Source organism: Mesorhizobium sp. CO1-1-7 (assembly GCF_020164885.1).
Lineage (GTDB): Bacteria > Pseudomonadota > Alphaproteobacteria > Rhizobiales > Rhizobiaceae > Mesorhizobium > Mesorhizobium australicum.
Map to the genome: position 1 here is coordinate 701734 of NZ_JAIUHA010000001.1, position 25621 is coordinate 727354.

At 63.6% G+C, this 25621-nt stretch carries 24 protein-coding genes and 1 pseudogene; 11 read left to right on the plus strand and 14 right to left on the minus strand.

The features are described 5' to 3' along the window. Positions 1-22 precede the first annotated feature (22 nt). The 4 genes from LB516_RS03185 to LB516_RS03200 form a co-directional block, all read right to left on the minus strand. Complete coding sequence (locus tag LB516_RS03185) at positions 23-1006, minus strand: 2-hydroxyacid dehydrogenase (protein WP_140875737.1); 984 nt, start codon at positions 1004-1006, stop codon at positions 23-25. Then, the gene (locus tag LB516_RS03190; protein WP_140788605.1) at positions 1003-2025 is read right to left on the minus strand and encodes a LacI family DNA-binding transcriptional regulator; all 1023 of its coding nucleotides are present in this window, start codon (positions 2023-2025) and stop codon (positions 1003-1005) included. The genes LB516_RS03185 and LB516_RS03190 overlap by 4 nt, the downstream gene beginning before the upstream one ends. 66 nt (positions 2026-2091) lie before the next feature. Continuing rightward, positions 2092-3033, minus strand: a complete 942-nt coding sequence (locus tag LB516_RS03195; protein WP_015314295.1) for a DMT family transporter — start codon at positions 3031-3033, stop codon at positions 2092-2094. Between the two features lie 137 nt (positions 3034-3170). Further along, a complete protein-coding gene (locus LB516_RS03200) occupies positions 3171-3578 on the minus strand; it encodes a DUF2000 family protein (RefSeq protein WP_224524117.1) in 408 nt (135 codons plus the stop codon). A gap of 53 nt (positions 3579-3631) precedes the next feature. On the opposite strand from LB516_RS03200, the gene LB516_RS03205 reads away from it, so the two are divergent. Then, on the plus strand, positions 3632-4501 hold the full coding sequence (locus LB516_RS03205) for an AraC family transcriptional regulator (protein WP_140714353.1): 870 nt from the start codon (positions 3632-3634) through the stop codon (positions 4499-4501). Positions 4502-4513: 12 nt separating this feature from the next. Here the strand turns inward: LB516_RS03205 and LB516_RS03210 are convergent, their stop codons facing one another. Both LB516_RS03210 and LB516_RS03215 read right to left on the minus strand, forming a co-directional pair. Beyond that, positions 4514-4984 (minus strand): MarR family winged helix-turn-helix transcriptional regulator, encoded by a 471-nt coding sequence (locus LB516_RS03210; protein WP_015314298.1) that lies wholly within the window; start codon positions 4982-4984, stop codon positions 4514-4516. 2 nt (positions 4985-4986) lie between these two features. Then, positions 4987-5271 (minus strand): hypothetical protein, encoded by a 285-nt coding sequence (locus LB516_RS03215; protein ID WP_140714357.1) that lies wholly within the window; start codon positions 5269-5271, stop codon positions 4987-4989. A gap of 135 nt (positions 5272-5406) precedes the next feature. Between LB516_RS03215 and LB516_RS03220 the strand changes: the two genes are divergently transcribed. The 4 genes from LB516_RS03220 (at position 5407) to LB516_RS03235 (ending at position 8422) form a co-directional block, all read left to right on the plus strand. Then, positions 5407-6465, plus strand: a complete 1059-nt coding sequence (locus LB516_RS03220; protein WP_140723405.1) for a CobW family GTP-binding protein — start codon at positions 5407-5409, stop codon at positions 6463-6465. Between the two features lie 78 nt (positions 6466-6543). Then, positions 6544-6822 carry a DUF1778 domain-containing protein gene (locus tag LB516_RS03225; protein WP_015314300.1) on the plus strand — a complete coding sequence of 93 codons (279 nt, stop codon included), beginning with the start codon at positions 6544-6546 and terminating at the stop codon, positions 6820-6822. Beyond that, positions 6819-7346 carry a GNAT family N-acetyltransferase gene (locus tag LB516_RS03230; protein ID WP_224718903.1) on the plus strand — a complete coding sequence of 176 codons (528 nt, stop codon included), beginning with the start codon at positions 6819-6821 and terminating at the stop codon, positions 7344-7346. The genes LB516_RS03225 and LB516_RS03230 overlap by 4 nt, the downstream gene beginning before the upstream one ends. A gap of 101 nt (positions 7347-7447) precedes the next feature. Continuing rightward, positions 7448-8422: a WD40 repeat domain-containing protein gene (locus LB516_RS03235; protein WP_015314302.1), complete on the plus strand. Its 975-nt coding sequence runs from the start codon at positions 7448-7450 to the stop codon at positions 8420-8422. Between the two features lie 13 nt (positions 8423-8435). On the opposite strand, the gene LB516_RS03240 is transcribed toward LB516_RS03235, so the two are convergent. Continuing rightward, positions 8436-8888, minus strand: coding sequence for a hypothetical protein (locus LB516_RS03240; RefSeq protein ID WP_140714361.1), 453 nt, complete (start codon positions 8886-8888; stop codon positions 8436-8438). Between the two features lie 158 nt (positions 8889-9046). On the opposite strand from LB516_RS03240, the gene LB516_RS03245 reads away from it, so the two are divergent. From LB516_RS03245 to LB516_RS03260, 4 genes are all read left to right on the plus strand, one after another. Then, positions 9047-10426 carry an aspartate aminotransferase family protein gene (locus LB516_RS03245; protein WP_140788594.1) on the plus strand — a complete coding sequence of 460 codons (1380 nt, stop codon included), beginning with the start codon at positions 9047-9049 and terminating at the stop codon, positions 10424-10426. Positions 10427-10458: 32 nt separating this feature from the next. Beyond that, positions 10459-11844 carry a glutamine synthetase family protein gene (locus LB516_RS03250; protein ID WP_140615036.1) on the plus strand — a complete coding sequence of 462 codons (1386 nt, stop codon included), beginning with the start codon at positions 10459-10461 and terminating at the stop codon, positions 11842-11844. Positions 11845-11928: 84 nt separating this feature from the next. Beyond that, positions 11929-13164: a putative DNA modification/repair radical SAM protein gene (locus LB516_RS03255; protein WP_224718904.1), complete on the plus strand. Its 1236-nt coding sequence runs from the start codon at positions 11929-11931 to the stop codon at positions 13162-13164. 2 nt (positions 13165-13166) lie between these two features. Then, positions 13167-14636 (plus strand): UdgX family uracil-DNA binding protein, encoded by a 1470-nt coding sequence (locus LB516_RS03260; protein WP_224718905.1) that lies wholly within the window; start codon positions 13167-13169, stop codon positions 14634-14636. A gap of 9 nt (positions 14637-14645) precedes the next feature. Here the strand turns inward: LB516_RS03260 and LB516_RS03265 are convergent, their stop codons facing one another. The 4 genes from LB516_RS03265 to LB516_RS03280 form a co-directional block, all read right to left on the minus strand. Beyond that, complete coding sequence (locus LB516_RS03265) at positions 14646-15911, minus strand: glycerate kinase (RefSeq protein ID WP_224524110.1); 1266 nt, start codon at positions 15909-15911, stop codon at positions 14646-14648. A 175-nt stretch (positions 15912-16086) separates the two neighbouring features. Beyond that, positions 16087-16593 carry a heme-degrading domain-containing protein gene (locus tag LB516_RS03270; protein WP_140714373.1) on the minus strand — a complete coding sequence of 169 codons (507 nt, stop codon included), beginning with the start codon at positions 16591-16593 and terminating at the stop codon, positions 16087-16089. A 76-nt stretch (positions 16594-16669) separates the two neighbouring features. Continuing rightward, a complete protein-coding gene (gene guaD, locus LB516_RS03275; protein WP_224718906.1) occupies positions 16670-17983 on the minus strand; it encodes a guanine deaminase in 1314 nt (437 codons plus the stop codon). A gap of 2 nt (positions 17984-17985) precedes the next feature. Continuing rightward, a complete protein-coding gene (locus LB516_RS03280) occupies positions 17986-19203 on the minus strand; it encodes a urate hydroxylase PuuD (RefSeq protein ID WP_224718907.1) in 1218 nt (405 codons plus the stop codon). A 132-nt stretch (positions 19204-19335) separates the two neighbouring features. Between LB516_RS03280 and LB516_RS03285 the strand changes: the two genes are divergently transcribed. Both LB516_RS03285 and LB516_RS03290 read left to right on the plus strand, forming a co-directional pair. Beyond that, positions 19336-20256, plus strand: coding sequence for a LysR family transcriptional regulator (locus LB516_RS03285; protein ID WP_140788588.1), 921 nt, complete (start codon positions 19336-19338; stop codon positions 20254-20256). Between the two features lie 155 nt (positions 20257-20411). After that, a pseudogene (locus LB516_RS03290) lies at positions 20412-20651 on the plus strand (nitrilotriacetate monooxygenase); the annotation flags it as partial. Between the two features lie 36 nt (positions 20652-20687). Here LB516_RS03290 and xdhC read toward each other — a convergent pair. The 3 genes from xdhC to xdhA form a co-directional block, all read right to left on the minus strand. Next, positions 20688-21710 carry a xanthine dehydrogenase accessory protein XdhC gene (gene xdhC / locus LB516_RS03295; RefSeq protein ID WP_224718908.1) on the minus strand — a complete coding sequence of 341 codons (1023 nt, stop codon included), beginning with the start codon at positions 21708-21710 and terminating at the stop codon, positions 20688-20690. A 63-nt stretch (positions 21711-21773) separates the two neighbouring features. Further along, complete coding sequence (xdhB, locus tag LB516_RS03300) at positions 21774-24137, minus strand: xanthine dehydrogenase molybdopterin binding subunit (RefSeq protein WP_224718909.1); 2364 nt, start codon at positions 24135-24137, stop codon at positions 21774-21776. Further along, entirely contained in the window at positions 24137-25618 is a 1482-nt protein-coding gene (gene xdhA, locus LB516_RS03305; RefSeq protein ID WP_224718910.1) for a xanthine dehydrogenase small subunit, read from the minus strand. Before xdhA ends, xdhB begins: the two co-directional genes overlap by 1 nt. Between the last annotated feature and the right edge of the window lie 3 nt (positions 25619-25621).

The window sequence follows — 25621 nt, forward strand, 5'->3', positions numbered from 1 at the left end:
ATAAGTGTGGCAGTGCCACCGCTCAAGGGCGAGCCTTCACATGCGCCGTCTCGGGCACTGGTGTCAGCGGCCTGCGGTCGCTGAACCACGACACCAGATTGTCGACGCACAGATCGGCCATGGCGCGGCGTGTATGCTCCGAGGCCGAGCCGACATGCGGCAACAGAGAGGCGTTTGGTAAGTCGAGCAACGCCTTGGGGACATTCGGCTCGTCGGCGAAGACATCGAGCCCGGCGGCGGCGATGGTGCCGTCGGCGAGAGCGGCCGCAAGCGCCGCCTCGTCGACGGTGCTGCCGCGGCCGATGTTGACGAAGACGCCGTTCGCGCCGAGCGCCGACAGGATCTCGGCATTGACCGCTTTCTGTGTCGAAGCACCGCCGGGCGCCACCGAAATCAGCGTGTCGACTGCCTCGGCCAAGCCCTTCAGCGTGTCGTGGTATTGATAGGACAGGCCTTCGACCCGGCGTCGGTTGTGATAGGCGATCGGCAGGCTGAAGGCCTCCAGCCGCCGTGCAATGGCTTGTCCGATGCGGCCCATGCCGAAAATACCGACGCGGCGCGCGCGCAAGGTCAGCCGGCTCAGCGGATAGTTGCCCTTCTTCGCCCAGCTGCCGTCACGCAGCCAGGTTTCGGCACGCGGCAGGTCGCGCACCGTGTTGATCAGCAGCCCGATCGCGGTGTCGGCGACCTCTTCGGTCAGCACGTCGGGCGTGTTGGTGACCATGATGTTTTTCGCCGCCGCATGGCCGACATCGACCGAATCATAGCCGACGCCGAACGAGGCGATGAGTTCGAGCTTCGGCAACGCGTCCATCATCGCCGCACTGATGCCGGCAAAGGATGCGATGCCGCGCACCGTGCGGCGCATCTCGTCGGTGACCAGCGCGGGATCGGCGCGCTCGATGCCGATGCGATTGAACGTCTGGTCGATACGCGCGACGGCGTGGTCGCTGAAATCGGCCGGCACCAGAATGGCAACGGCTCCCAATTGTTCGGCCTTGGTCATGCACGCTCCACCGGCTTGCCGGTCGACTGGCGCACATGCAGTTCCGGCTTGATCAATTCCTGCGAGGGCCGCACCGTCTGCCCGTTGAGCTTGTCGAGCAGCGCACTGGCGGCGCGGCGGCCGACCTCGCGCTGGCCGTTCCAGACGGTGGTCAGCGCCGGCGTGGCTATCGCCGCCTCTTCGAGGTCATCATAGCCGGTGACGGAGATGTCGACGCCCGGCACAAGGCCGGCACGCGCAATGCCGTTCATCAGGCCGATGGCGACGAGGTCGTTCCAGCAGCAGGCCGCGGTCGGCCTGTCCTTCAGCGCCAGAAACTGCCCGGCGGCCTCGAAACCGGCCTGCTTGGTGCGCGGGCCTGATATGCGCCAGGACGGCCTGACGTCGAGTCCGGCTGCCTCCATGGCGTTCACATAGCCCTGGTAGCGATCGCGGCCGGTCGAGGTCTGGTCGGTGCCGCCGATCATGGCGATGCGCTTGTGGCCGAGCGAGATCAGATGGTTGGTGGCGAGGCCCGTGCCATAGGCATCGTCGCCGCGAAACACCGGCACGTCGGCGCCCTCGACGGTGCGTGCGATCAGCACCGCCGGCAGCCCATTCTCCTCGGCCATGACGATATCGGACGCCGGCGTGCCGATAGCCGGCGACATGATGACGCCATCGGCGCCGAGCTGCAGCAATGTATCGATGAAGGTGCGCTGTTTTTCGAGCTGATCGTAGTGATTGGACAGGATGAAGGTCTGTCGGCTGCGGTCGAGCTCACTCTCGATCGAGCGCAGAATCTCGGCGAAGAACGGGTTCATGATGTCGTGGACGACGACACCGACAATGCCCGAGCGCGAGGTGCGCAGGCTGGCGGCGCGGCGGTTGTAGATATAGCCGATGGCGCGCGCATGTTCCTTAATGCGGTCGCGCGTTGAGCCGGCAACCAGCGGGCTGTCGCGCAGTGCCAAGGATACGGTGGCCGTGGACACGCCGAGCGCATCCGCGATCGTCGACAGCTTGATCTTCTGTGCCAGCCTTTCGCTCCCCGTCGTTTTTTTAAACTGTTTAAGGGCGGCCTTATGCCATCGATCCGGGCCAAATCAAAGTTTTTTTGCCAGCGCCTCGGCCTCGACATCCGAGGCCGCACGGCTGCGCAGCCTGAGCCGATGTTCGCGATGGACGATGTAGAGGCCGCTGGCGACGATGATGGCGGCGCCGACCAGCGTCCAGCGGTCGGGGAACTGCTTGAAGACAAGCCAGCCCGAAATGATCATCCACACCATTTGCGAATAGGGATATGGCGCGAGCGCTGTGGTCGTCGCCAGCCGATAGGCTTGGACCAGCAACCAGTGGCCGACACCGCCGAACACGCCAAGCATGAGCAGCACGGACCAGTGCCAGCCATCATGCGGCAGGGAAAATGAAAACGGCAGCAAGGGCAGCAGCAGGACCGTCGGCGCCAACGCCGAGAACAAGATCAGGCTCTCCGGAGTCTCGGTCGCCGACATGCGGCGCGTCATGATGACATAGAAGCAGTTCGACAGCATCGAGCCGAGCGCGAAGAGATGTCCGATGCCGAAAACGCCGACACCGGGCCGCGTGATGATCAGGACCCCGGCGAAAGCGGCCAGAATAGCCAGCCAGCGCCGCCATCCGGCCCATTCGCCGAGCAGCGGCCCGGCAAGGGCGGTGATCACCATCGGCCCGAAGAAATAGATCGACGTCGTCTCGGCCAGTTGCAGGGAGCGCAGCGCCAGGACATTGAACATGGTCGAGCCGAACAGGAACGCGCCGCGCATCACATGCGCCGGCAGGTTGACCGGCCGAAATCGCCTCGGTTCGCGCCAGCCACGCAGCAGCGCTCCAACCAGCACGACATGCACGGCAAAGCGCACCCAGGCGACGATCAGGACGGAGACGCCGGCCAGGACGAGATATTTGCTGCTGGTGTCGAGGAAGGTGAAGAAGACATAGGTGGTCAGCATGCACAGGATCGCCACCGGCGGCGTCGCGCTTTCGACATGTCTTTGGGAAGGATTCACGTGCAGGCCGGGGAAAAGCTGGGCTGGAACCCCACCTTTGCGGGAATTGCGGCTTGCCGGCAAGCCAATTGTCGCCCGCAGCCGCGCCTAAGCTCGCTGGTACAACAACAGTCGGCGTCAGGCTTAGCCTTCGGGCGCTACGCGTGCATGCGGGCGTCCTTGGTTATCTTGTCGACCACCTTCTTCTCGGCGCGCAGCGCTATGCCGACCACCTTGGCATCTTCGGGCGCGAACTCGGCAAAGACGGCGCGGTTGGCGGCATCGAAGCCGGTCGAGAACATCTCCTCGACATAGAGCGAGGTGGTGACGCCGCGTTCCAGCGCACGCCGATGGATCGCACTCATCGTTGCCTGGTCGGCCGAGAGCACGATGACCGGCTGGATCGACAGGGGATTGTAGAGATTGCCGGTGCGGTCGCGATAGGGCTCGCCGATGATGTCGGGGAATTGCGCGACAATGCCGCTGGTCAGGAAGGCGGTGACGTTGAGTTTCTGCCAGACGGCCAGGTCTTGCCGCAGTACGATTGCAAATTTCGTATCGAACATGAGAAAACAAGCCATTCAAAGTTAGGCCCCGTGTAACGAGGCTGAAGGAGACGATGTCGTTCGATCTAGACCGCCAGGCCTTCGAGGGTCTTGGACGTTTGTGCGCGGATGCCGCTGAAAACTGCATCATCTCCGCTCGCGACCCCGTGGGGATGGAGCGCATCGAGGCGCGGTTTCACGGCAGCGCCTTCGATCCGCATCGCCACGACACCTACGCGATCGGGGTGACGCTGCGCGGCGTGCAGACCTTCCGCTATCGCGGCGCGGCACGGCTGAGCCTGCCCGGCCAGGTCATCGTGCTGCATCCGGACGAGTTGCACGATGGCGGCGCCGGCACGGAAGAAGGCCTGCGCTACAGGATGCTCTATCTTGAGCCGTCACTGATGCTCGACTGTCTCGGCGGCACGGCGCTGCCCTTCGTCAGGGACGGCGTGGTGACGGACGAGGCCTTCTGCGCGACCCTGCTGTCGGCGCTCGGGCCGTTGGAGCAGGAACTCGACGAGCTGTTCGTCGACGACTTCCTGGCGCGACTGATGCAAAGTCTGAACCGGCATGCCGGCAAGCCGGCAAAGCCAATAGCCGGGACGGCGTGGCGGGCGGCGACACTGGCGGGTGAGTATCTCACGGAAAACCTCGACCGGCCCGTGCGTTCGGGTGAGTTGGAAGCCGTCACGGGTCTCGACCGCTATGCCCTGTCGAGACATTTCCGCGCGGCCTTCTCGACCAGCCCGCATCGCTTCCTGGTAATGCGCCGGCTTCAGCGCGCGCGCAGGATGATCGCCGCCGGCGTGCCCTTGGCACAGATCGCGATCGAGGCCGGCTTCAGCGACCAGAGCCACTTCAACAGGCAATTCAAGAAAGCGTTCGGCATGACGCCGGGCCGTTGGTCGTCCTTGATCCACGGAAATACCGCGGCAGCCTGACGGCCGGAGAGATCAGTCATCCGACTCGGCGTCGTCATCGATCAGCACCAACTCCTCGTTGGAGAGGTTGGCCTCGATGCGGGCGAGCAGCTTGAACAGAGCCTTCTGGTCCTTCTTATCGAGACCCTTAAGCGCCTGCTTTTCGGTCTTCTTCACCGACTTCTCAATGGCGCGGATGGTTTCACGGCCGGTATCGGTGAGGAAGATATGGGCCTGGCGGGCATCGGAGTCCGACGCGCGTTTCTCCAGAAAACCCTGCGCCTGCAGCCGGTTGATGGTCTTGGTGATGGTCGGCGGACGCACGCCGAGACGCCCGGCGAGATTGCCCGGCGTCTGGCCGTCCTCACGGTCCAGCGCCAGCATGATCTGGTCCTGGCCGGCGTAAAAGCCATGCGCCAGGAGCCGTGCCGCCAGCGCGGTCCTTGCCAGCCTTGCCGCTGAATGCAGCCGGCTCATCGTTGCAGTCTTGTCCGCCTTGGCCATGGTCATCCCTCTTCGGCCGTACCGGTGCGCACAGCATAGACGCAGCCGGCCGGTTGGCAATCGACGATCGAAAAAGATTCCGGCATCCGAAACAGCTTTGCCGGCAAGCATTTGCGGTGTCCGCCGTGGTGATGCCAGATGTTTATTTCAGTTAGATGACAAACGAGTTTCGGGTGAAGGGAATTCGGAGCGACCGCTGCGTGAATGCGATCCGACGACCGGACAGCCCTGGCAAGAGGCCCGTTGATCATTCCGCCGCCGGGGACGGCGGCCGCTTCCGCGGCCATGATGGCGGGACAATCCCGGTCGGCAGCTTTGGCCCATGGTTTGCCCCGTGCAAAAGCCCGGCGCACATCCTATATGGAACCGACAATCCCTTTTCGCGGCCTGAATTTCAGGGCCTAGTCATTTCGAGGCAAGCCATGAGCGAAGCGCAGACACAGATTCCCGTAACCGTCCTCACCGGCTATCTCGGCGCCGGCAAGACGACGCTGCTCAACCGCATCCTGTCGGAAAACCACGGCAGGCGCTACGCCGTCATCGTCAACGAATTCGGCGAGATCGGCATCGACAACGACCTGATCGTGGAATCAGACGAGGAGATCTACGAGATGAATAATGGCTGCGTCTGCTGCACGGTGCGCGGCGACCTGATCCGTGTCGTCGAGGGCCTGATGCGGCGGCCCGGCCGCTTCGACGCCATCGTCGTCGAGACCACGGGTCTCGCCGATCCTGTGCCGGTGGCGCAGACCTTCTTCATGGACGACGACGTGCGCTCCAAGACCAAGCTCGATGCCGTGGTGGCCCTGGTCGACGCCAAGCACCTGCCGCTCAGGCTCAAGGATTCCAAGGAAGCCGAGGACCAGATCGCCTTCGCCGACGTCGTCGTGCTCAACAAGACCGACCTCGTCACCCCGGAAGAACTTGCCATGGTCGAGGCGACGATCCGCGCCATCAACCCTGCCGCCAAAATTCACCGCACGACGCGCGCCGGCGTCGCCCTGTCGGAAGTGCTCGACCGCGGCGCCTTCGACCTGTCCAGGGCGCTGGAGAACGATCCGCATTTCCTCGAAGCGCATGATGAACATGATCACCATGACCACGATCATGATCATCACGACCATGATCATCATCACCACGATGGGCACGACCACCACCATCACGCTCATCCGTCCGACATCCATGATGTGACGGTGCAGTCGGTGTCGCTGCGCGGCGGCGAGATGGACCCGAAGAAATTCTTCCCATGGATCGAGAAGGTCACCCAGATGGAAGGCCCTAACATCCTGCGGCTGAAAGGCATCATCGCGCTCAAGGGCGATGACGAGCGCTATGTCATCCAAGGCGTGCACATGATCATCGAGGGCGACCACCAGCGCGCCTGGAAGGACGGCGAAAAGCACGAAAGCCGGCTGGTGTTCATCGGACGCGAACTCGACGCTGAACGGCTGAAGAAGAGCTTTGACGCCTGCCAGGCCTAGGTTCAGCCACACGATTCAAAGCTTGAATTGTGCGATACGTACACATATCATGTGTACGTATCGCGATGAGGAATGACCATGCCTAGACCTGCGGACAACAAGACCGAGCGCTACCAAATCCGCATTCCCCCTTCGGAGAAGGCGATGATCGCGCGCGCCGCTGCGCTCTCGCACAAAGACATGGCAGACTTCATCCTCGATAAGATCGTGCCTGCGGCGCAGGCGGTGATTGATGCGGCTGAAGTGACGAAGGTGTCCGACCGCGACTTTAAGCGCATCCTGGACCTGCTGGAACACCCGCCAAAACCCAACGCCAGGCTCAAGGCGGCGATTGCGGCCTTGCCGGACACTTTGTGACTCTTCCGTCCTGGCACGAGGAGCCAATAGCAAAACGCCACGATCGAGCGTCCTTCGATTGTGGCGACCTGCAGATGAACGAATTTCTGCAGCGGTTCGCGCGACAGAGTCATGATCAGAATGCGGCCAAGACCTTCTGCGCGATCGGCGATACAGCTTCGGAACGTGTACTCGGTTTTTATACGATCGCGCCGTCCGCCGTCGCTCATGAAGCCGTTCCCGCAGCCCTGACGAGAGGCTTGGCACGACACGAAGTTTCCGGCTTCAAGCTTGGCCGTCTTGCCACCGATCGCACCGCCGCCGGGCAAGGCCTCGGAGGTCAGTTGCTTGCCGCGGCGGCATTGCGCTGCCTGCGGCTTGCGGGAGAAGGGGGCGGCATTCTGCTCATCATCGACGCCAAGAGCGAGCGGGCGGCAAAGTGGTATGCAAGCTACGGCGCCGAGCGTCTCACAGGATCGGATTTGACTCTGGTGATGCCGTTGGCAGCATTCGCTGCGGATCTACGAGCCAAGGGGCTGCTTTGACGCCTGCCCCTTCATCACTTGCCAATCCCGATGGTTGTCGGAACCGCAAACGTCGAGTAAGCCGCCTCTACAATTCTAATCCAGTCGAACAAAGATAACCCATGCCCACAGTTGCCCCGCTTGATCTCGAAGGCCATTGCGTCGCCGCCGTCTTCCTCGGCGACGTGCCGCATTTCGCGCTGGCCGATGGTGCTGTCCATCGGCTCGACAATGGCCACAAGACGGTGCAGGCCAATGACGGGCTGCTTGCCGCCTTCCATGACGCGGCCAACGACCGGCTGATCACCGGCGGCGAGGACGGCAAGGTTTTTGCCGTGAAAGCCGGCGGCGAGACCCAGGAGGTGGCGAACGCGGGAAAAAAATGGATCACCAGCGTTGCCGCCGGGCCGCAAGGAGCCATCGCCTATGCTACGGGCAAGACCGCCTTCGTGCGCTTCGCCGATGGCAAGACCCGGGAATTTGCCCATCCGCGCTCGGTCGAGGGGCTGGCCTTCTCGCCCAAGGGCATGCGCTTCGGCGTCGCCCGGTACAATGGCGCGACGCTGCATTTCCCCGCCGCCGAGGGCAAGCCAGTGGAACTGGAATGGGCGGGCGCGCACACCGGCATCACCTTCTCGCCGGACGGCGCCTTTCTGGTCACCACCATGCAGGAAAACGCCCTGCATGGCTGGAAGCTGGCCGACGGCAAGCACATGCGCATGAGCGGCTATCCCGGCAAGGTCAAGAGCCTGTCATGGAGCGTGAAAGGCAAGTGGCTGGCCAGTTCCGGCGCGCCGGCGGCGATCGTCTGGCCGTTTTCGGGCAAGGACGGCCCGATGGGTAAGGCGCCGCTGGAGCTCGGCACGCGCGGCAATGCCATGGTGACGGCGGTCGCCTGCCATCCGAGCCAGGACGTCGTCGCAGTCGGTTACGACGACGGCATGGTGATGGCCGTGCGCTTTTCCGACGCCAAGGAAGTGCTTTTGCGGCGACCGGGCAAGGGCGCCATCACCACGATGATGTGGGACAGGGAAGAACGCCGCGTCGCCTTCGGCAGCGCCGCCGGCGACTGTGGCGTCATCGACATCACGGCCTAGCCGGGATGGCCGATCACTCGGCCCCGCAGGAGACCTTGCCGGTCAGATCGACGGGCTTGCCGTCGCTTTCCTTGTCGGCCGTGCTGTCATAGACAGCGAGCTTGTAATGCCCGTCATAGACGCCCTCGTCGCTGGCCCTGGTCAGGATCGTCAATTCGACCGAACTGTAGATCTTGGCGACCTGCTGCTCGTGGTAGATGTTCAGCCGCAGTTCCTTGTCGTCGAGCCAATACTGGGTGAGGTTCGCATCCTCTAACACCGTCTTGCGCAATGGATCACCCGTGGGCCTTGCCTTGATTTCGAGGTCGCCGCGGAAATTGAAAGTCGGGCCGCCCATGCCCGTGGTGACGCCGGCATCAACCTGGAATTTGACCTGTGAATCATCGACGGTGCACCAGATACCGCCGGTCGCGAACGCCGTACCGGCCGACAGGAAGAGCATGGTCACGCAGATGATCGTCCGCATTCTTTCCCCCGCTTGTCGTTGCCGACAGCATTGGCGCCGACTTCGCAAGCGGGGTCAAGCGCCCGCCGCAGGCGACTGAGCCAATGCAGAACGGACGCACGGCCAATTGCCGTTGCGGAGGTGGATTGGGTAAGTAGGAATGAGCCAGAGGGATTTTCATGCACGGCAGCGATAGTTCAAAGACCATCGGCGGGATCAGCCGCGACCGCATCGCGCAATTGCGCGAGACGGAAGGGGCAGCCTTTCGCGAGGCGCGGCCGAGATCACAAACCAAGGTCGGCAACGGCCTGCCCGGCTTCTTCGGCGGCGTGCCGATGCACTGGATGAACGATTGGCCGACACCGTTTCCGATCCTGGTCGACAGCGCCCGAGGCGCCACGATCACCGACATGGACGGCAACAAGCTCGACGATTTCTGCCTCGGCGACACCGGTTCGATGTTTGGCCACTCGCCTCCACCGGTGGCGCGCGCCATTCGCCGCCAGGCCGGGCGCGGCCTGACCTATATGCTGCCTTCCGAGGATGCGCTGGCCATCGGGCCGCTGCTGCAGCAGCGCTTCGGCCTCCCGTTCTGGCAGATCGCGACCACGGCGACCGACGCCAATCGCTTTGCGCTGCGCGTCGCCCGCGCCGTCACCTCCAGGGAGAAGATCCTGGTCTTCAACGGCTGCTATCACGGCTCGGTGGACGAGACGATGGTGCGGCTGATCGACGGCAAGCCCGTCAACCGGCCGGGACTGGCGGGCGAATTCCGCGACCTGACCCGCACGGCCAAGGTCATCGAATTCAACGATGTCGCCGCTCTCGAGGCCGCATTGAAGGACAGGGACGTTGCCTGCGTCATCGCCGAGCCGGTGCTGACCAATTCCTGCATGGTACTTGCCGACCCTGGCTACCATGATGCGCTGCGAAAATTGACGCGTGAAGCCGGCACCCTGCTCTTGATCGACGAGACGCATACGATCTCGACCGGTCCCGGTGGTTACACCAGTAAATATGGGCTGGAGCCCGACTTGTTCGTGCTCGGCAAGCCGATTGCCGGCGGCGTGCCGGCAAGTGTCTGGGGCATGAGCGAGGAGGTCGCCTCGCGCTATGCCGACTATAACAGAACGAAAGAGCCGGGATATTCCGGCATGGGCACGACGCTGTCGGCCAACCCGCTGCAGTTCGCCGCCATGCGCGCCACGCTCGAGGAGGTGATGACGCAGGAGAATTATGACCGCATGGATCATCTGGCGCGGAGGCTCGATGCCGGGCTGACCGGCGTGATCGATCGTTACAATCTGCCCTGGCATGTCTCCCGCGTCGGGGCACGCGTCGAGTTCATCTGCGCGCCCGGCCCGCTGCGCAATGGTGCCGAGGCGGAAGTTGCGCATGCGCCGGAACTGGAGGCTGCCATCCATGTCGCATTGGTCAATCGCGGCGTGCTGATCGCACCGTTCCACAACATGATGCTGATCTCGCCGGCAACGTCAGGCACCCAGGTCAACCGGCTGATCGCCGCGTTCGGCGCGGTTGCGGCAAAGCTTGCGGCGTGAGACAAGCGCCCAAGCCAAATTTGAGTGCGATCATGACCTCACCTTCGGGTTCGACGCCCACCGAGGCGCAAGCCTTCCTCGACGCCCATCCCGAGATCGAGGCCTTCGATATCGTGCTGACCGACGCCAATGGTGTGGGGCGCGGCAAGATCGTGCGCAGGCATGAGCTGAAAAGCATTTTCGAGGGCGGCCGGCATATGCCGATCTCCATTCTCGGCCTCGACATCACCGGCGAGGATGTGCACGAAACCGGGCTGATCTGGGACAGCGGCGACGGCGACCTGAGGGCCTGGCCGATTCCGGGCACGCTGGTGCCGCTTTACGGCACGAAGCCACCGCGCGGCCAACTGCTGATGGCGATGTATCATCTCGACGGCCAGCCAATGTCGTCGGATCCGCGGCTGGCGCTTGCCCGGCAGGTCGGCATATTGGCGGCCAAGGGACTCTATCCCGCCGGTGCCTTCGAGCTCGAGTTTTTTCTGCTGGCCAATGAGCGCGACGCCGACGGCAAGGTGCAGCCGGCGCGCGCGGTGCTCGATGGCCGCGTCTCGGGCAAGACCGAAGTTTATTCAGTCGACCATCTGCACGGCATGGAGCCGTTGTTCTCCGACATCTACGCCGCCGCCAAGGCGCAAGGCATTCCGGCCGAGACGGTGATTTCCGAATATGCGCCCGGCCAGTACGAACTGACGCTGAATTACCGCAAGGACGTGATGCGGGCGGCCGACGATCTGGTCATGCTGAAGCGGCTGGTGCGGGCGCAGGCGCGCCGCCATGGTGTCACCGCCTGCTTCATGGCCAAGCCGATCGAGAAATATGCCGGCTCCGGTATGCATTTCCATGTCTCGCTGCAGGACAAGGACGGCCGAAACGTCTTTGCGGAAGCCGCCGGCGAGAGCTGGTCGCTGCCGCTGCTGCGTGGCCTCGGCGGGCTGATCCAGACCATGGCGGAATCAATGCTGGTGTTTGCGCCGCATGCCAATTCCTGGCGGCGCTTCGTCTCGCAATCCTATGCGCCGGTGGCGCCGAGCTGGGGCGTCAACAACCGCTCGGTAGCGTTGCGCGTGCCGGCCGGCGATGCAAAGAACCGGCGCATCGAGCATCGTCCATCAGGCGTCGACGCCAATCCGTATCTGATTGCCGCGACGGTGCTTGCCGGCATCGTCAAGGGCCTCGACGAAGGGCTCGATCCCGGCCCCGAAACGACCGGCAATGGCTATGAAGCGGCAATCACCCGCACGACGATGCCGGCCGATTGGCGGGCCGCCATCGAAGCGGCCAAGGCGTCCAGCTTCCTGAAGGGCGCGCTCGGCGAGGACCTGCACCGCACCTTTGTGGCGATCAAGCAGTCCGAGTACCTGCGCGTGGCGCGCACGGTAAGCGAGCTGGACTATCATCTCTATCTGCACGAAGTCTGATGCGGGAGACCGGCGGCGATCACTTTTTCGCCGTCACCATCAAATGAGATGGCGCATTGGCCTATTAGAACATATCATGAACAAATGAGCGCACTCCCTGTTCGTGAGAAACTGGCAATCCTGTCCGACGCCGCCAAATACGACGCCTCCTGCGCCTCATCGGGCGCGGCGAAGAAGGATTCTTTGAAATCCGGCGGCATCGGCTCCACCGAAGGCATGGGCATCTGCCATTCCTACGCACCGGACGGCCGCTGCATCTCGCTGCTGAAAATCCTGCTGACCAATTTCTGCATCTACGACTGCAGCTATTGCATCAACCGCTCGTCCTCGAATGTGCGGCGCGCCCGCTTCGGCATCGACGAGGTGGTGAAGCTGACCATGGATTTCTACCGGCGCAATTATGTCGAAGGGCTTTTCCTGTCCTCGGGCGTCATCCGTTCGCCTGACGAGACCATGGGCGAGATGGTCGAGGTGGCGCGGCGGCTGCGGCTGGATGAAAAATTCTCCGGCTATATCCATCTCAAAACCATCCCCGAGAGTTCGGCGGAACTGATCGAAAAAGCCGGGCTCTATGCCGACCGCCTGTCGATCAATGTCGAATTGCCCACCGACGAGGGCGTGAAGAAGCTGGCGCCGGAAAAGAGGCCGGAGACAATCCGGCTTTCCATGGCCAATTTGCGCCGGAAGATGGAGGAAAAAGCCGAGCCGACGTTGCGGACCAAAAAGCGAGAACGCTTCGCCCCGGGTGGCCAGTCGACGCAGATGATCATTGGCGCGGACAAGACCTCCGACGACGGCATCCTGCACGCCAGCGCCCGGCTTTATGGCAGCTACCATTTGCGGCGCGTCTATTACTCGGCCTTCAGTCCGATCCCCGATTCCTCGTCATCGCTGCCGCTGCGGAAGCCGCCGCTGATGCGCGAACACCGGCTCTACCAGGCCGACTGGCTGATGCGCTTCTACGGATTTTCGCAGCCTGAAATCCTGGCCGGCAGCAGCGATGGCATGCTCGATCTCGCCATCGATCCGAAACTTGCCTGGGCGCTGCGCAACCGGGGACGCTTCCCCGTCGACGTCAACCGCGCCGACCGCGAAGCGCTGTTGCGCGTGCCTGGCCTGGGAACCAAGGTGGTCGCGAAAATCCTCGAAACCCGCCGCTACCGGCGACTGCGGCTCGAGGATGTCGGCCGGCTCTGCCATTCGATCGCCAAGCTCAGGCCCTTCATCATCGCCGAAGGCTGGTCGCCAGGCGCGCTCACAGACAAGGCCGGACTGCGCGGCAAGATCGTGCAATCCTGCGAACAACTGGCGCTGTTTTGACGATGCGGCCGGCCGAGCTCGACCTCACCCGCCACACCGTATGGCTTGAAAGCCAGACCGATTTCGCCGGCTGGCGCGACGCGGCTCGGCGGCTGGCGTTGAATGAGGTCAGACCCGAGGACATCAGCTGGCATGTCGTAGCCGGTCTTGACCGGCCGCCAAGCGACTTGCCTGACGTGCCGCAGGGCGCTGAGCTCATTGTGCCACGCGATTTCATCGGCCACGCCGAGACCGCCTTCTGCCATTCCGATCCCGGACGTTTCGCCTTTCTCTACAGGCTGCTGTGGCGGCTGCGCACCGAGCCCAAATTGCTGGCGATCGCATCGGATCCCGACACCAAACGGCTTGAAACCATGGAAAAGGCAGTGCGGCGCGACAGCCACAAGATGCACGCCTTCGTCCGCTTCCGGAAGATCGGCGACGGCGAGGATGAACGCTATGTCGCCTGGTTCGAACCCGACCATTTCATCGTCGAGCGCAATGCGGATTTCTTCGTCAGGCGTTTTACCGGCATGCGCTGGACGATCCTGACGCCTTACGCGTCCGCCGATTGGGATGGCGAGAGGCTGGCGATCGGGCCGGGCGCGGCCAAGGGCGATGCGCCAGACAAGGACGATACCGAGACGCTGTGGAGGACTTATTTCGAGAACATCTTCAATCCGGCACGCCTCAAGGTGAAGGCCATGCAAAAGGAGATGCCGAAGAAATATTGGCGGAACCTTCCCGAGGCCTCGCTCATTCCTGACTTGATCGCAGGAGCGGACGAGGCCGCCAGGGATATGATTGCGAAGATGCCGACAACGCCCGCGCCGCACCACGCCAAGGTGCAGGCGAGGCACTGGCCTAAGCATGAGCCTACCGAAGCGCCTGATGACCGCGACGCGCACACGGTTTCCGAATTGCGCGAGGCCGCCAAGGGATGCCGCCGCTGTCCGCTTTGGCGCGATGCGACGCAGACCGTATTCGGCGAGGGGCCTGACAACGCCAAGGTGATTTTCGTCGGCGAACAGCCGGGCGACCAGGAAGACCTCGCCGGCCAGCCGTTCGTCGGCCCGGCGGGCAAGGTTTTCGATGCCATATTGGACGATGCCGGGGTCGACCGGCTGAAGGTCTACGTCACCAACGCGGTCAAGCACTTCAAATTCGAACCGCGCGGAAAACGCCGCATCCACTCCAAGCCGAATGTCGGCGAGGTTCAAGCCTGCCGCTGGTGGCTAGACCACGAATTTGACCTGATCAAGCCGAATCTCGCCGTGGCGCTCGGCGCCACGGCGGCGCTATCCCTGCTTGGCAAGGCGGTCCCGGTGACCAAGATGCGGGGCCAGGTGATCGAACGCGTGGATGGCTTGCGTGTCTTCCTCACCATCCATCCGTCCTTCATCCTGCGCATTCGGGATCACGCCGACAAAGAAGCCGAACGCGAGCGGTTTTTGCAGGATATGAAGCAGGTGAAGAAGCTGATGGCAGCTTGATCTGCCGGTTTAGCGAACGAGAATTGCCCTGAGATCATTCACGTTCGTGCCGGTCGGGCCGGGCACGAAGAGATCGCCAACGGCATTGAAGGCCGTCCAGGCATTGTTTCCGGCCAGCATCGCCTTGGCATCCACACCCGCCGCGCGCATGCGCGAAACGGTCGAGCCGTCGGCGAAGGCGCCGGCATTGTCTTCCGAGCCGTCGATGCCGTCAGTGTCGGCCGCCAGGGCGTGAATGCCTTCGATGCCATTGATGCCAATGGCGAACGCAAGCAGGAATTCCGAATTGCGGCCACCCTTGCCTTTGGCCCGCAGCGTGACGGTGGTCTCCCCGCCCGAGAGGATCAGAACCGGCTTTTGGAAAGGCCGGTTGCGCGTTGCCACTTCGCGGGCGATTGCCGCGTGGACGCCGCCGACCTCGCGTGCTTCGCCTTCGATGGCATCGGAGAGGATGACGGCTTCGATGCCTTGCCGCCTCGCTTCCACCGCTGCCGCTTCCAGCGACACGCCGGCCGATGCGATCAGATGCACCTCGTTGCGCGCAAAGCGCTGATCGCCGGGATCTGGTGCGTCGGCCGCCGGCGACTGGAGATGCGCCATCACCGCATCCGGTAGTTTCATGCCATAGGCTGATATCGAAGCCAGGGCATTCTCACGGCTGCCGACATCGGGAACGGTTGGGCCGGACGCGACAAGGGCCGGATTGTCGCCGGGGATGTCGGAAACCACCAGCGACACCACCTTGGCCGGCCAGGCCGCGGCAGCCAGCCGGCCGCCTTTGATGGTGGAGAGGTGTTTGCGGATGGTATTCATCGCCGCGATCGGCGCGCCGGAGGCAAGCAGCGCCTCGTTGACGGCGATCTCGTCGGCCAGCGTCAGGCCGGCGGCCGGAGACGGCAGCAGCGCCGAACCGCCGCCGGAAATCAGCGCCACGACCAGATCGTCCGCTGTCAGCCCTTGCACCTTCTCCAGCAGGCGCCGCGAGGCCTCGAGCCCGGCGGCGTCCGGCACCGGGTGCGCGGCCTCGATAATCTCGATGCGCTCGCATTTGGCGCCATAGCCGTAGCGGGTAACGACCAGGCCTTCGATCGTCCCATCCCAGACCTTCTCGAAGGCCGCCGCCATCTGCGCCGAGCCCTTGCCGGCACCGATGACGATGGTGCGGCCCTTCGGCTTTGCCGGCAAATGATCGCGAATGGTCTTTTCCGGATCGGCGGCCGCGACGGCGGCGTCGAAGATGGAGATGAGGAAGGATTTGGGATCGAGCACGGTCATCCTTGGCTGCCATCGGCGATTTGCGAATGGCCGCAAGGCTGGCTCCGCCCCTCATCCGCCTGCCGGCACCTTCTCCCCGTATAGTAACGGGGAGAAGGGAAGCGCTCCAGCGTTGGTACGCCCCTCTCCCCGTCTCTATACGGGGAGAGGGTGAGGGTGAGGGGCAGCGCTGACGTCACGATTTTTCTTCCGGCGGCAGAGCAAGCTTGCCTGCATCGATGGCCAGGTAATCGCACAGCGCATCGACCACCACGCCATGATCCTGGCGCTCAGGCAGGCCAGAGACCGCGATCACGCCGATAACACCGACGCCCTTGACCGCAACCGGAAAGCCGCCGCCGGCCAACACATAGTCAGCAATATCGAGCCCCTCGCCGATCTTGAAGGTGCGGTCGGGGCGCTGCTGCTCCAGCACCAGCCGGTAAGTGCTTCTGAGATAGCGCTTCACGACATTGATTTTGCGCCGCGCCCAGTCGGGATTGGAAGCATTCGAACCAGGCATCGCCGCATAGAACAGGGGCCGGTCCCACAGCCTGATATCGACTATAATCGGCAGGTTCTCTGCTGTTGCACGACGACGGATGGCCGAACCGATCTCGAAGGCGACAGCCTCGTCGAAGGCCGTGAAGACAAGCGTCTCTTCCTGTCTCTTGATCAGAGCGATGTCGTCAGCAACGGCCATGTTGTTCCCCTGTCAACTTCGCCGCACGCTTTGACCGATGGCTGCCGCCGGGTCAAGCGGGGAACACGCCGCAGTGCTAAATTGCGATGTCGCTCTTGGCGGGCCGCCCCGCGACATAGACCTCGCGCACGGCGCGGTCGTCTCCCAGCGTCTGCAGCAGGAACAATTCCTGCGCCAGCGTCTCGACCGTTTCCATCCTGAGCCGCATCGCCGGCGTCGCCCTGGCATCGAGCACGACGATGTCTGCATCGGTGCCATCCTCCAGCGTGCCGATCCTGTCCACTACCGACAGCGCCTCGGCGTTGCCGCGCGTGATCTGCCAGAAGGACTGGAACGGGTTGAGCTTCTCGCCATTGAGCGCGATCACCTTGTAGCCCTCGTCCATGGTACGCAGCATCGAATAGTTGGTGCCGCCGCCGACATCGGTGGCGGCCGCGATGCGCAATGGTTTGTCGCGGCGGCGAAAGCGCTGATAGTCGAACAGGCCGGAGCCGAGGAACAGGTTGGAGGTCGGGCAGAATACCGCCACCGAACCGCTGTCCGAAAGCGCGTCCGCCTCACGCTCCGACAAATGAATGCAATGGCCGAACAGGCTCTTTTTGCCAAGCAGCCCGTAATGTTCGTAAACATCGGTGTAGTCGCGCGACCAGGGGTAGAGCTGTTGCGTGAAGGCGATCTCGGCGTGGTTTTCCGACAGATGCGTCTGCATGTGCAGGTCGGGATGTTCGCGGCACAGCGCGCCGGCCATCTCCATCTGCTCCGGTGAGGAGGTGATGGCAAAGCGTGGCGTGATGGCATAAAGCTGGCGGCCCTTGCCGTGCCACTCGGCGATCAGCGCCTTGGTGTCGTCATAGCCGGATTGCGGCGTGTCGAGCACGCCTTCGGGCGCGTTGCGGTCCATCATCACCTTGCCGGCGATGTTGAGCATGTCGCGCGCGTGCGACTCGGCGAAGAACGCTTCCGCCGACGCCCTGTGCACCGAACAGTACGCGGCGACCGTCGTCGTGCCATGGCGCACCGTCTCATCAAGGAACAGGCGCGCGATGCGGCGGCCATGCTGCGCGTTGGCGAATTTTGCTTCTTCGGGAAAGGTGTAGGTGTTCAGCCAGTCTAGCAGTTCGGCGCCATAGGAAGCGATGATCTGCATCTGCGGGAAATGCACATGGGCATCGATGAAGCCCGGCAGCAACAGATGCGGCCGGTGATCGATCTTTTTCGTCCCCTCGCCAGCCTGTTTCTCGACATCGGCGTAGGCGCCCAACGCAACGATCCTGCCGTCGCTTATCAGCAGGCCGCCATCTTCCTCGTAGCGCCAGGCGGAGTAATCGTCGATGGTTTGCGGCCAGCGCACGAAGGACAGCGTGCGGCCGCGCAGAAGTGTCACGGTCATGCTTATTTCCCCGCGCCTTCGAACCAGGCGACCAGCAGGGCCCGTTCCTTGTTGGTGATCTCCGTGACATTGGCGGGCGGCATGGCGTGGCTGCGGCCTGCCTGCAGGTAAATCTCGCGGGCATGATCAGCAATGCCCGCGTCCGTATCCAGCATCACCCCCTTGGGCGCGTGGTAGATGCCCTCGTAGACCGGCTCCGCGGCATGGCACATCGAGCAGCGGCCAAGCACGGTGTCGCGCACCGCCGGGAAATGCGCCGAAGCGATATAGACTTGCGCCGAGGCGGAAACCTTGGGTTCACCGGTCAGCACCTTCGGCACGGTCGACAGCCAGATGATGATGAGGAACAGGACAAGGGCGCCCAGCCAGGTCCAGTGCGGGTTGCCGGCACGTTTGTGCACGCTGTTGAAATAGTGGCGGATCAAGACACCGATGATGAACACCAGCGAGGCGATGACCCAGTTGAACTGCGTCCCGAACGCCAGCGGATAGTGGTTCGACAGCATCAGGAACAGCACGGGGAGCGTCAGATAGTTGTTGTGGAGCGAACGCTGCTTGGCGATCTTGCCGTACTTCGGATCCGGCTTGCGTCCTGCGATGAGGTCGGCGACGACGATCTTCTGGTTCGGAATGATGACCATGAAGACATTGGCCGACATGATCGTCGCGGTGATGGCGCCAAGATGCAGGAAGGCGGCGCGGCCGGTGAACAGATGCGTCAGTCCCCAGGCGATGAACACCAGCACGCAATAGAGAACCAGCATCAGGCCGGTGTCGCTTTTGCCGAGCGGCGAGCGGCACAGGAGATCATAGACCACCCAGCCGACGCCGATCGTCGCCATCGACAGCAGGATGCCTATTGGCACCGACATCGGCAGCACATTGGGATCGATCAGGAACAGGTCCGCTCCGGCGTAATAAACCACGCACAGCATGGCGAAACCGGACAGCCAGGTGGCGTAGGATTCCCACTTAAACCAGGTCAGATGCTCGGGCATCTCGGCCGGCGCCACCAGATATTTCTGGATGTGGTAGAAGCCACCGCCGTGCACCTGCCATTCCTCGCCGAAGGCGCCGACGGGCATGCCTGGTCGCTGGCGCAGGCCCAGATCGAGCGCGACGAAATAGAAGGACGAGCCGATCCAGGCGATGCCGGTGACGACGTGCAGCCAGCGCACGGCGAAGCTCAGCCAGTCCCAGAAAATCGCGAAATCCATCATTGAAGTCGTCCCTGCCGATGACGCGACTTTAAGGTGTGGCGCGTAAACGGAAAGAGGCGAGGTGTGCGATGACTTTCAAAAAAAATTGGAAAATACTAGGTTGATCCCTGCAAACCGGCGAAGGTGCTCCGCATGGCCTATCTCGACAACATCGCCGTCTTCGTCCGCGTCGTCGAGCTCGGCAATCTGTCGGCGGCCGGGCGCGACATGCGCATTTCGCCGGCGGTCGCCTCGAACCGTATCAAGGAACTGGAGAAGCATCTCGGCGTCCGTTTGTTCAACCGCACGACACGGCAGTTGATGCCGACCGAGCACGGCACCGTGTTCTACTCGGGCGCGAAGCAGGTTCTGGAGGCGATTACCGAAGCGGAGGCGGCCGTCTCGGCACTGTCCGGCCAGCCGCGCGGCACCATCAAGGTGACGGCGCCGCTTGGGCTCGGCCGGCGCCTGGTGGCCTCGGGCATTCCCGATTTTCACGACAAATACCCTGATATCGAGGTGCGGCTCAGGCTCTCGGACCACAATGTCGACATCATGAAAGAGGGCATCGATGTCGCCTTCCGGCTCGGCATCATCGAGGACTCCAGCCTTCGGATGCGCGGCATCATGGAATGCGAACGTGTGTTGGTCGCCGCACCCAAATATCTTGAGGCACGCGGCGAGCCCATGGATCCGCAGGAATTGATCGGCAGGAAACATGACTGCCTGATGCTGCGCTATTCCGGCGCACGCGAATATGTCTGGACCTTGCAAACGCCGGCCGGCCAGCAAAAATTCGAAGTGCACGGGCCCTACGACACCGATGACGGCGACGTGCTGACCGGCTGGGCTCTGTCGGGACGCGGTATCATCAACAAGCCGCGCTTCGAGGTCGAGCCGTTCATCCGCGACCGGCGGCTGAAGGTCATTCTCGCCAGCACCCCGCCTACGCCGGTGCAATTCGCCGCCGTATATCCGCACAAGAAGCTGCAGGACCCCAAGGTGCGCCTGCTGCTCGACTTCATGGCGGAGCGCTGCCAGCGGCTGATCAAGGACATCCTGGCCGGGCGGTAGAACAGGCCGTCAAGTGACCGCCGGCTGGTCCATTCGCCAGGCTTGTCTTGCTGCAGGACGAACTTAGTTTCGTCCTGCGCGGTTTTGACCGGGCAATCCGCACCTTGGTCGAGGTACGAGCGAAGCCGATGGGTCATCGTTGCCGATTCCGAGGCGCCTCGACCCTCGCGCATGAGCCTATAATCTGGCGCGTCGCTTCGCGTCCCCTCGACGTCATCAGCCACGGCCGTGCCGGCTGGAACGCATCGCTGACCCAACCCGCGCGAGGCCACCAACTTCAGCAGGCCCGAAGGATTTTCGGACACGGTTTTTCGACGCTGCGCGGAGGAATTCACAGGCATCTGCAGGGCCTGTGGCAGGACGCGGATGCTCTACTGTTCGACAAGAGCGGCGGTCACGCTGCCTGAACATTTCGGCTTGAAACGGCCGGCTTAGCCGCGGCGCAAGTCTAAACTCGCCATCACCCTGTCATGGGGACGGTCGGAACTTGAGGCCGCCCTGTGCACGACTAGAGCCGTCATGATCTCGGCGGCCGCCAGTGCGGCGATCACCTGCGGGCGCTTGTCCTTGACGGCGTCGCCACCGATCGGCGAGACGAGCCCGCCAAATTCAGCCTCCGTGCCGTCCGCCGATTTCAGGAACCAGTTTCTGAATGTCGCCTTCTTGGTCTTCGAACCGATCATGCCGACATAGGCAGCGTCGCCGCGTCTCAGCGCCTCTGCGACGATCAGGAAATCGAGCGCGTGGTCATGGGTGAGGATGGCGAAGGCGGTGCCGGCCGGGGCGGCGCGAACCTCGGCTTCCGGCATCGGCGTTAGCCGCGTCTCGACGGTTTCCGGCATGCCTTCCAGCGCCTCGGCCCGCGTCTCGATGACGACACCGTGCACGGGAAGAAGCGCTACCGTAGACGCGAGCGCCTGGCCGACATGGCCGCCGCCGAAGATGTAGACGTGCGGCAGATGGGCTTCCTCGGCTTCCGCCGCCGCAACCAGTTCGGCGGCCAGCGCTGCATCGACCAGCCGGATCAGCACCTCGACGCGCCCGCCACAGCACTGGCCGATCTCCGGCCCAAGCGGCACATCGAGCGTGGCGCAGATTTCGTCGACTTCGATGCGGGTTCCCCTCCCCCTCGAGGGGAGGGTGGCGGCGAAGCCGCCGGGTGGGGTCGTTGCGGCAGTGCTCGACCCCCTTGCGGTGCCTCCTGCGAGGACCCCCTCTGGCCGCTTCGCGGCCATCTCCCCCTCGAGGGGGGAGATGAGCATCTGCCTGGCTCTGTCGATGGCCATGTATTCGAGCTGACCACCGCCGATCGTGCCAAAGATCGCCGCCGGCGAGACAAGCATGAAGGCGCCCTTCTCGCGCGGCGTCGAGCCCTTGGTACCGGCCACTTCGACCAGGGCAAGTCGCGCGGCGCTGCCGAGAAAGGTTTTCAGGCTTTGCACGTTCGAGTTCATGGTTCACGGTTCCCGAATGAAAAATATAGGCTTTTTCGGTTGGGATTGCACGTTTGCCGGCCTTCAGGCGCCCGCCTTGACCTCTTTCTTCAACCGTTCGATCGCCATCAGCACGCGTTCGGGGGTCGCCGGCGCGTCGAGGCGCGGGCAGATCTTGTGGTCGGCGACGCTGGCCACGGCATCCGACAGCGCATGCAGCACTGCCATGCCATGCGGCAGCGGTGGCTCGCCGACCGCCTTGGAGCGATGGATGGTCGGCTCATAGGCCTGCGACCAGTCGGTCAGCGCGACGTTGAAGATCTTCGGCCGATCCGAGGCCAGCGGGATCTTGTAGGTCGAGGGCGCATGGGTGCGCAGCCGGCCCTTGTCGTCCCACCACAGTTCCTCGGTGGTCAGCCAGCCCATGCCCTGGATGAAGCCGCCCTCGACCTGGCCGAGGTCGATGGCCCGGTTCAGCGAACGGCCGCAGTCGTGCAGGATATCGGCGCGCTCGACGACATACTCGCCGGTCAGCGTGTCGACCGACACTTCGGCGCAGGCCGCGCCATAGGCGTAGTAGTAGAAAGCATGGCCCTGGCCCTTGCCGCGGTCCCAGTGAATCTTAGGCGTCTTGTAGAAGCCGGCCGCGGAGAGCTGCACACGCGCGATGTAGGCCTGCTTGACCAAATCGTTGAAGCTGACTTCCTGGTTGCCGACGCGCACCCGGTTGGGCAGGAACACCACCTGGTCGACAGGTATCTGATATCTCTCGGCGGCGAAGTCGGTCAGCCGCTGGCGGATCTGGCGCGCCGCGTTCTGCGCCGCCATGCCGTTGAGGTCGGCGCCCGAGGACGCCGCCGTCGGCGCGGTGTTGGGCACCTTGGCGGTTGTGGTTGCGGTGATCTTCACGCGGTCGAGGTCGATCTGGAACTCCTCGGCCACGACCTGCGCCACCTTGAGGTGCAGGCCCTGCCCCATTTCGGTGCCGCCATGGTTCATGTGCACCGAACCATCGGCATAGACATGGACCAGCGCCCCGGCCTGGTTGGACTCGGTCTTGGTGAAGGAGATGCCAAACTTGACCGGCGTCAGCGCCAGGCCGAGCTTGACGAAGCGGCTGTTGGCGTTGAACGCGGAAATCTCGCGGCGGCGGCGCGCATAGCTGGCGCTCTCTTCCAGTTCCGCCACGATGCGCTGGATGATGCAGTCCTCGACCTTCTGGTGATAGGGCGTGACGCAGCGCGCGCCGATCGCCTCCATCGGGTCGTAGAAATTCAGCTTGCGGATTTCGAGCGAATCCTTGCCGACGGCGAAGGCGACCTCGTCGATGACCCGCTCGGCGCCGATCATGCCTTGCGGGCCGCCGAAGCCGCGGAAGGCGGTGTTGGAGACGGTGTTGGTGTAGAGCGGCGCCGACTTGGCCAACACCGCGGGATAGAAATACGCGTTGTCGCAGTGGAACAGCGCGCGGTCGCCGACCGGGCCGGACAGGTCGGCGGAAAAGCCGCAGCGCAAGGCATAGGTGAAGTCGACGCCGAGGATGTTGCCCTCGTCGTCGAAGCCGACTTCATAGTCGATGGCGAAATCGTGCCGCTTGCCGGTGGCGGTCATGTCCTCGTCGCGGTCGAGCCGGACCTTGACCGCCCGCTTCAGCTTCTTGGCGGCGATGGCGGCGATCGCGGCGCACTGGTTGGCCTGCGTTTCCTTGCCGCCGAAGCCGCCGCCCATGCGGCGCACCTCCACCGTCACCGCGTTGCTCGGCACGCCGAGCGTGTGGGCGACCAGATGCTGCGTCTCGCTTGGCCCTTGCGTCGAACAGTAGACGGTCACCTCGTCGTCCTCGCCGGGGATGGCGAGCGACACCTGGCCTTCGAGGTAGAAATGGTCCTGGCCGCCAAGCCACATGCGGTTCTTGACGCGGCGAGGGGCGGCCTCGATTGCGGCGGCCGCGTCGCCACGCTTCAGGATCAGCGGGGTGGTGACCTGCTTGTCCTTGGTCGGATCGAGGTCCCAGATGTCGATGACGGCGGGAAGCTCGTCATACTCGATCCCAGCCAGGCGCACGGCGCGACGCGCCGCCTCGCGCGTCTCGGCAATGACCGCGAAGATCGGCTGGCCGAAGAACTGCACCTTGCCTTCCGCCAGCACCGGATCGTCATGCATGTTGCTGGGCGAGACATCGTTCTCGCCCGGCACGTCGGCATAGGTCAGCACGTCGACGACGCCAGGGGCCGCGCGCACCGCCGAGAGATCGACGCTCTTCAGGACGCCATGCGCCACCTTGGACAGGCCAAGACCGACATGCAGCGTGCCGGCCGGCTCCGGCATGTCGTCGATATAGACCGCGCCGCCGCTGACATGCTTGTGGGCGGAATCGTGCCGCTGGTCGGTGGCGACGCCGCCGACTATCTTCTCGGCCTTGAGGTTTGATGGTGCGTGCTTGTTCATCAGGCCGCCTCGCTGCGTGATACCTGGAACGGCGCCTTGGTGCCGGTGGTTTCCACGTAAAAGCGCAACAGAAGGTTCTTCGCCGCCAAAGCTCGGTATTCGGCGGTTGCGCGCATATCGGTCAGCGGGGTGAAATCGCTGGCATAGCAGGCCATAGCCGCTTCCACCGTCACTTCGGTCCAGGCCTTGCCGAGCAGCGCCTTTTCGACAGAGGACGCCCGCTTCGGCGTTGCCGCCATGCCGCCATAGGCGATGCGGATATCGGCTACCGTGCCGTCCTTGGCCAAGGCCAGATAAAAGGCGCCAAGGGTCGCGCTGATGTCCTCGTCGCGGCGTTTGGTGACCTTGTAGACGGCGAACTTTGTCCCCTTTGCCGGCACCGGCACATGCACGGCCTCGACGAACTCGCCTGGCTGGCGGTCCTGCTTGCCATAGGCGATGAAGAAATCCTGCAACGGGATCGTGCGCCGTGTCTTGCCCCGGCGCAATGTCAGCCGTGCACCGAGCGCGATGAACGGTGGCGGCGTGTCGCCGATCGGCGAGCCGTTGGCGACGTTGCCGCCGATCGTGCCCATGTTGCGAACCTGTTCGCCGCCGATGCGGTCGAACAACGGCCCCAATGCCGGGATGCGTTTCGACAGCGTCGAAAAGGCTTCGGTGTAGGTGACGCCGGCGCCAATCGATATGACACCATTGTCTTCCGTGATGGTGCAAAGCCCCGGCAGATTGCCGATGAAGATCGCCGGCGAGATGTCGCGCATCTGCTTGGTCACCCACAGACCAACGTCGGTCGAACCGGCTACCACGGTGGCGGTCGGCTCTTTTTCGAAAACAGCCGCGAAATCGTCGGCATCGGCCGGCACAACCAGCCGCGTCCCGCCGGCGCCGATCTCGACCCTGGCGCCATCGTGCAACGCCTGCAGCCGTGTGGTGACGTCCCGGCGCTCCGCCGCCAAGGGGTCCTTCGCCACCTTGCCGTAGCTCGATATGGCGTGCGCGGCGCGCATGATCGCCTCATAGCCGGTGCAGCGGCAGAGATTGCCTTGCAAGGCTTTTTCGATGGCGGCGTCCGAAAGATCCGGTGACTTCATCCACAAGCCGTAGAGCGACATGACGAAACCCGGCGTGCAGAAGCCGCATTGCGAGCCATGGAAATCGACCATAGCCTGCTGGACCGGATGCAACTGGCCAGCTTCGCCGCGCAGGTGCTCGACCGTCACGACATGGGTGCCGTCGAGCGAGCCCAGAAAGCGAATGCAGGCATTGACGCTTTCATAGACCAGTCCGGTGGCCGAAAGTCTGCCGATCAGCACCGTGCAGGCGCCGCAATCGCCCTCGGCGCAGCCTTCCTTGGTGCCGCGCAGCGAACGGTCGAGCCGCAGCCAGTCGAGCAGGGTCGCGTCAGGCGCCACGGATGACAGCGCGACATCCCTGCCATTCAGAATGAAGCGGATTTCGCTGCGGATATTGACCTTGGCCATGCC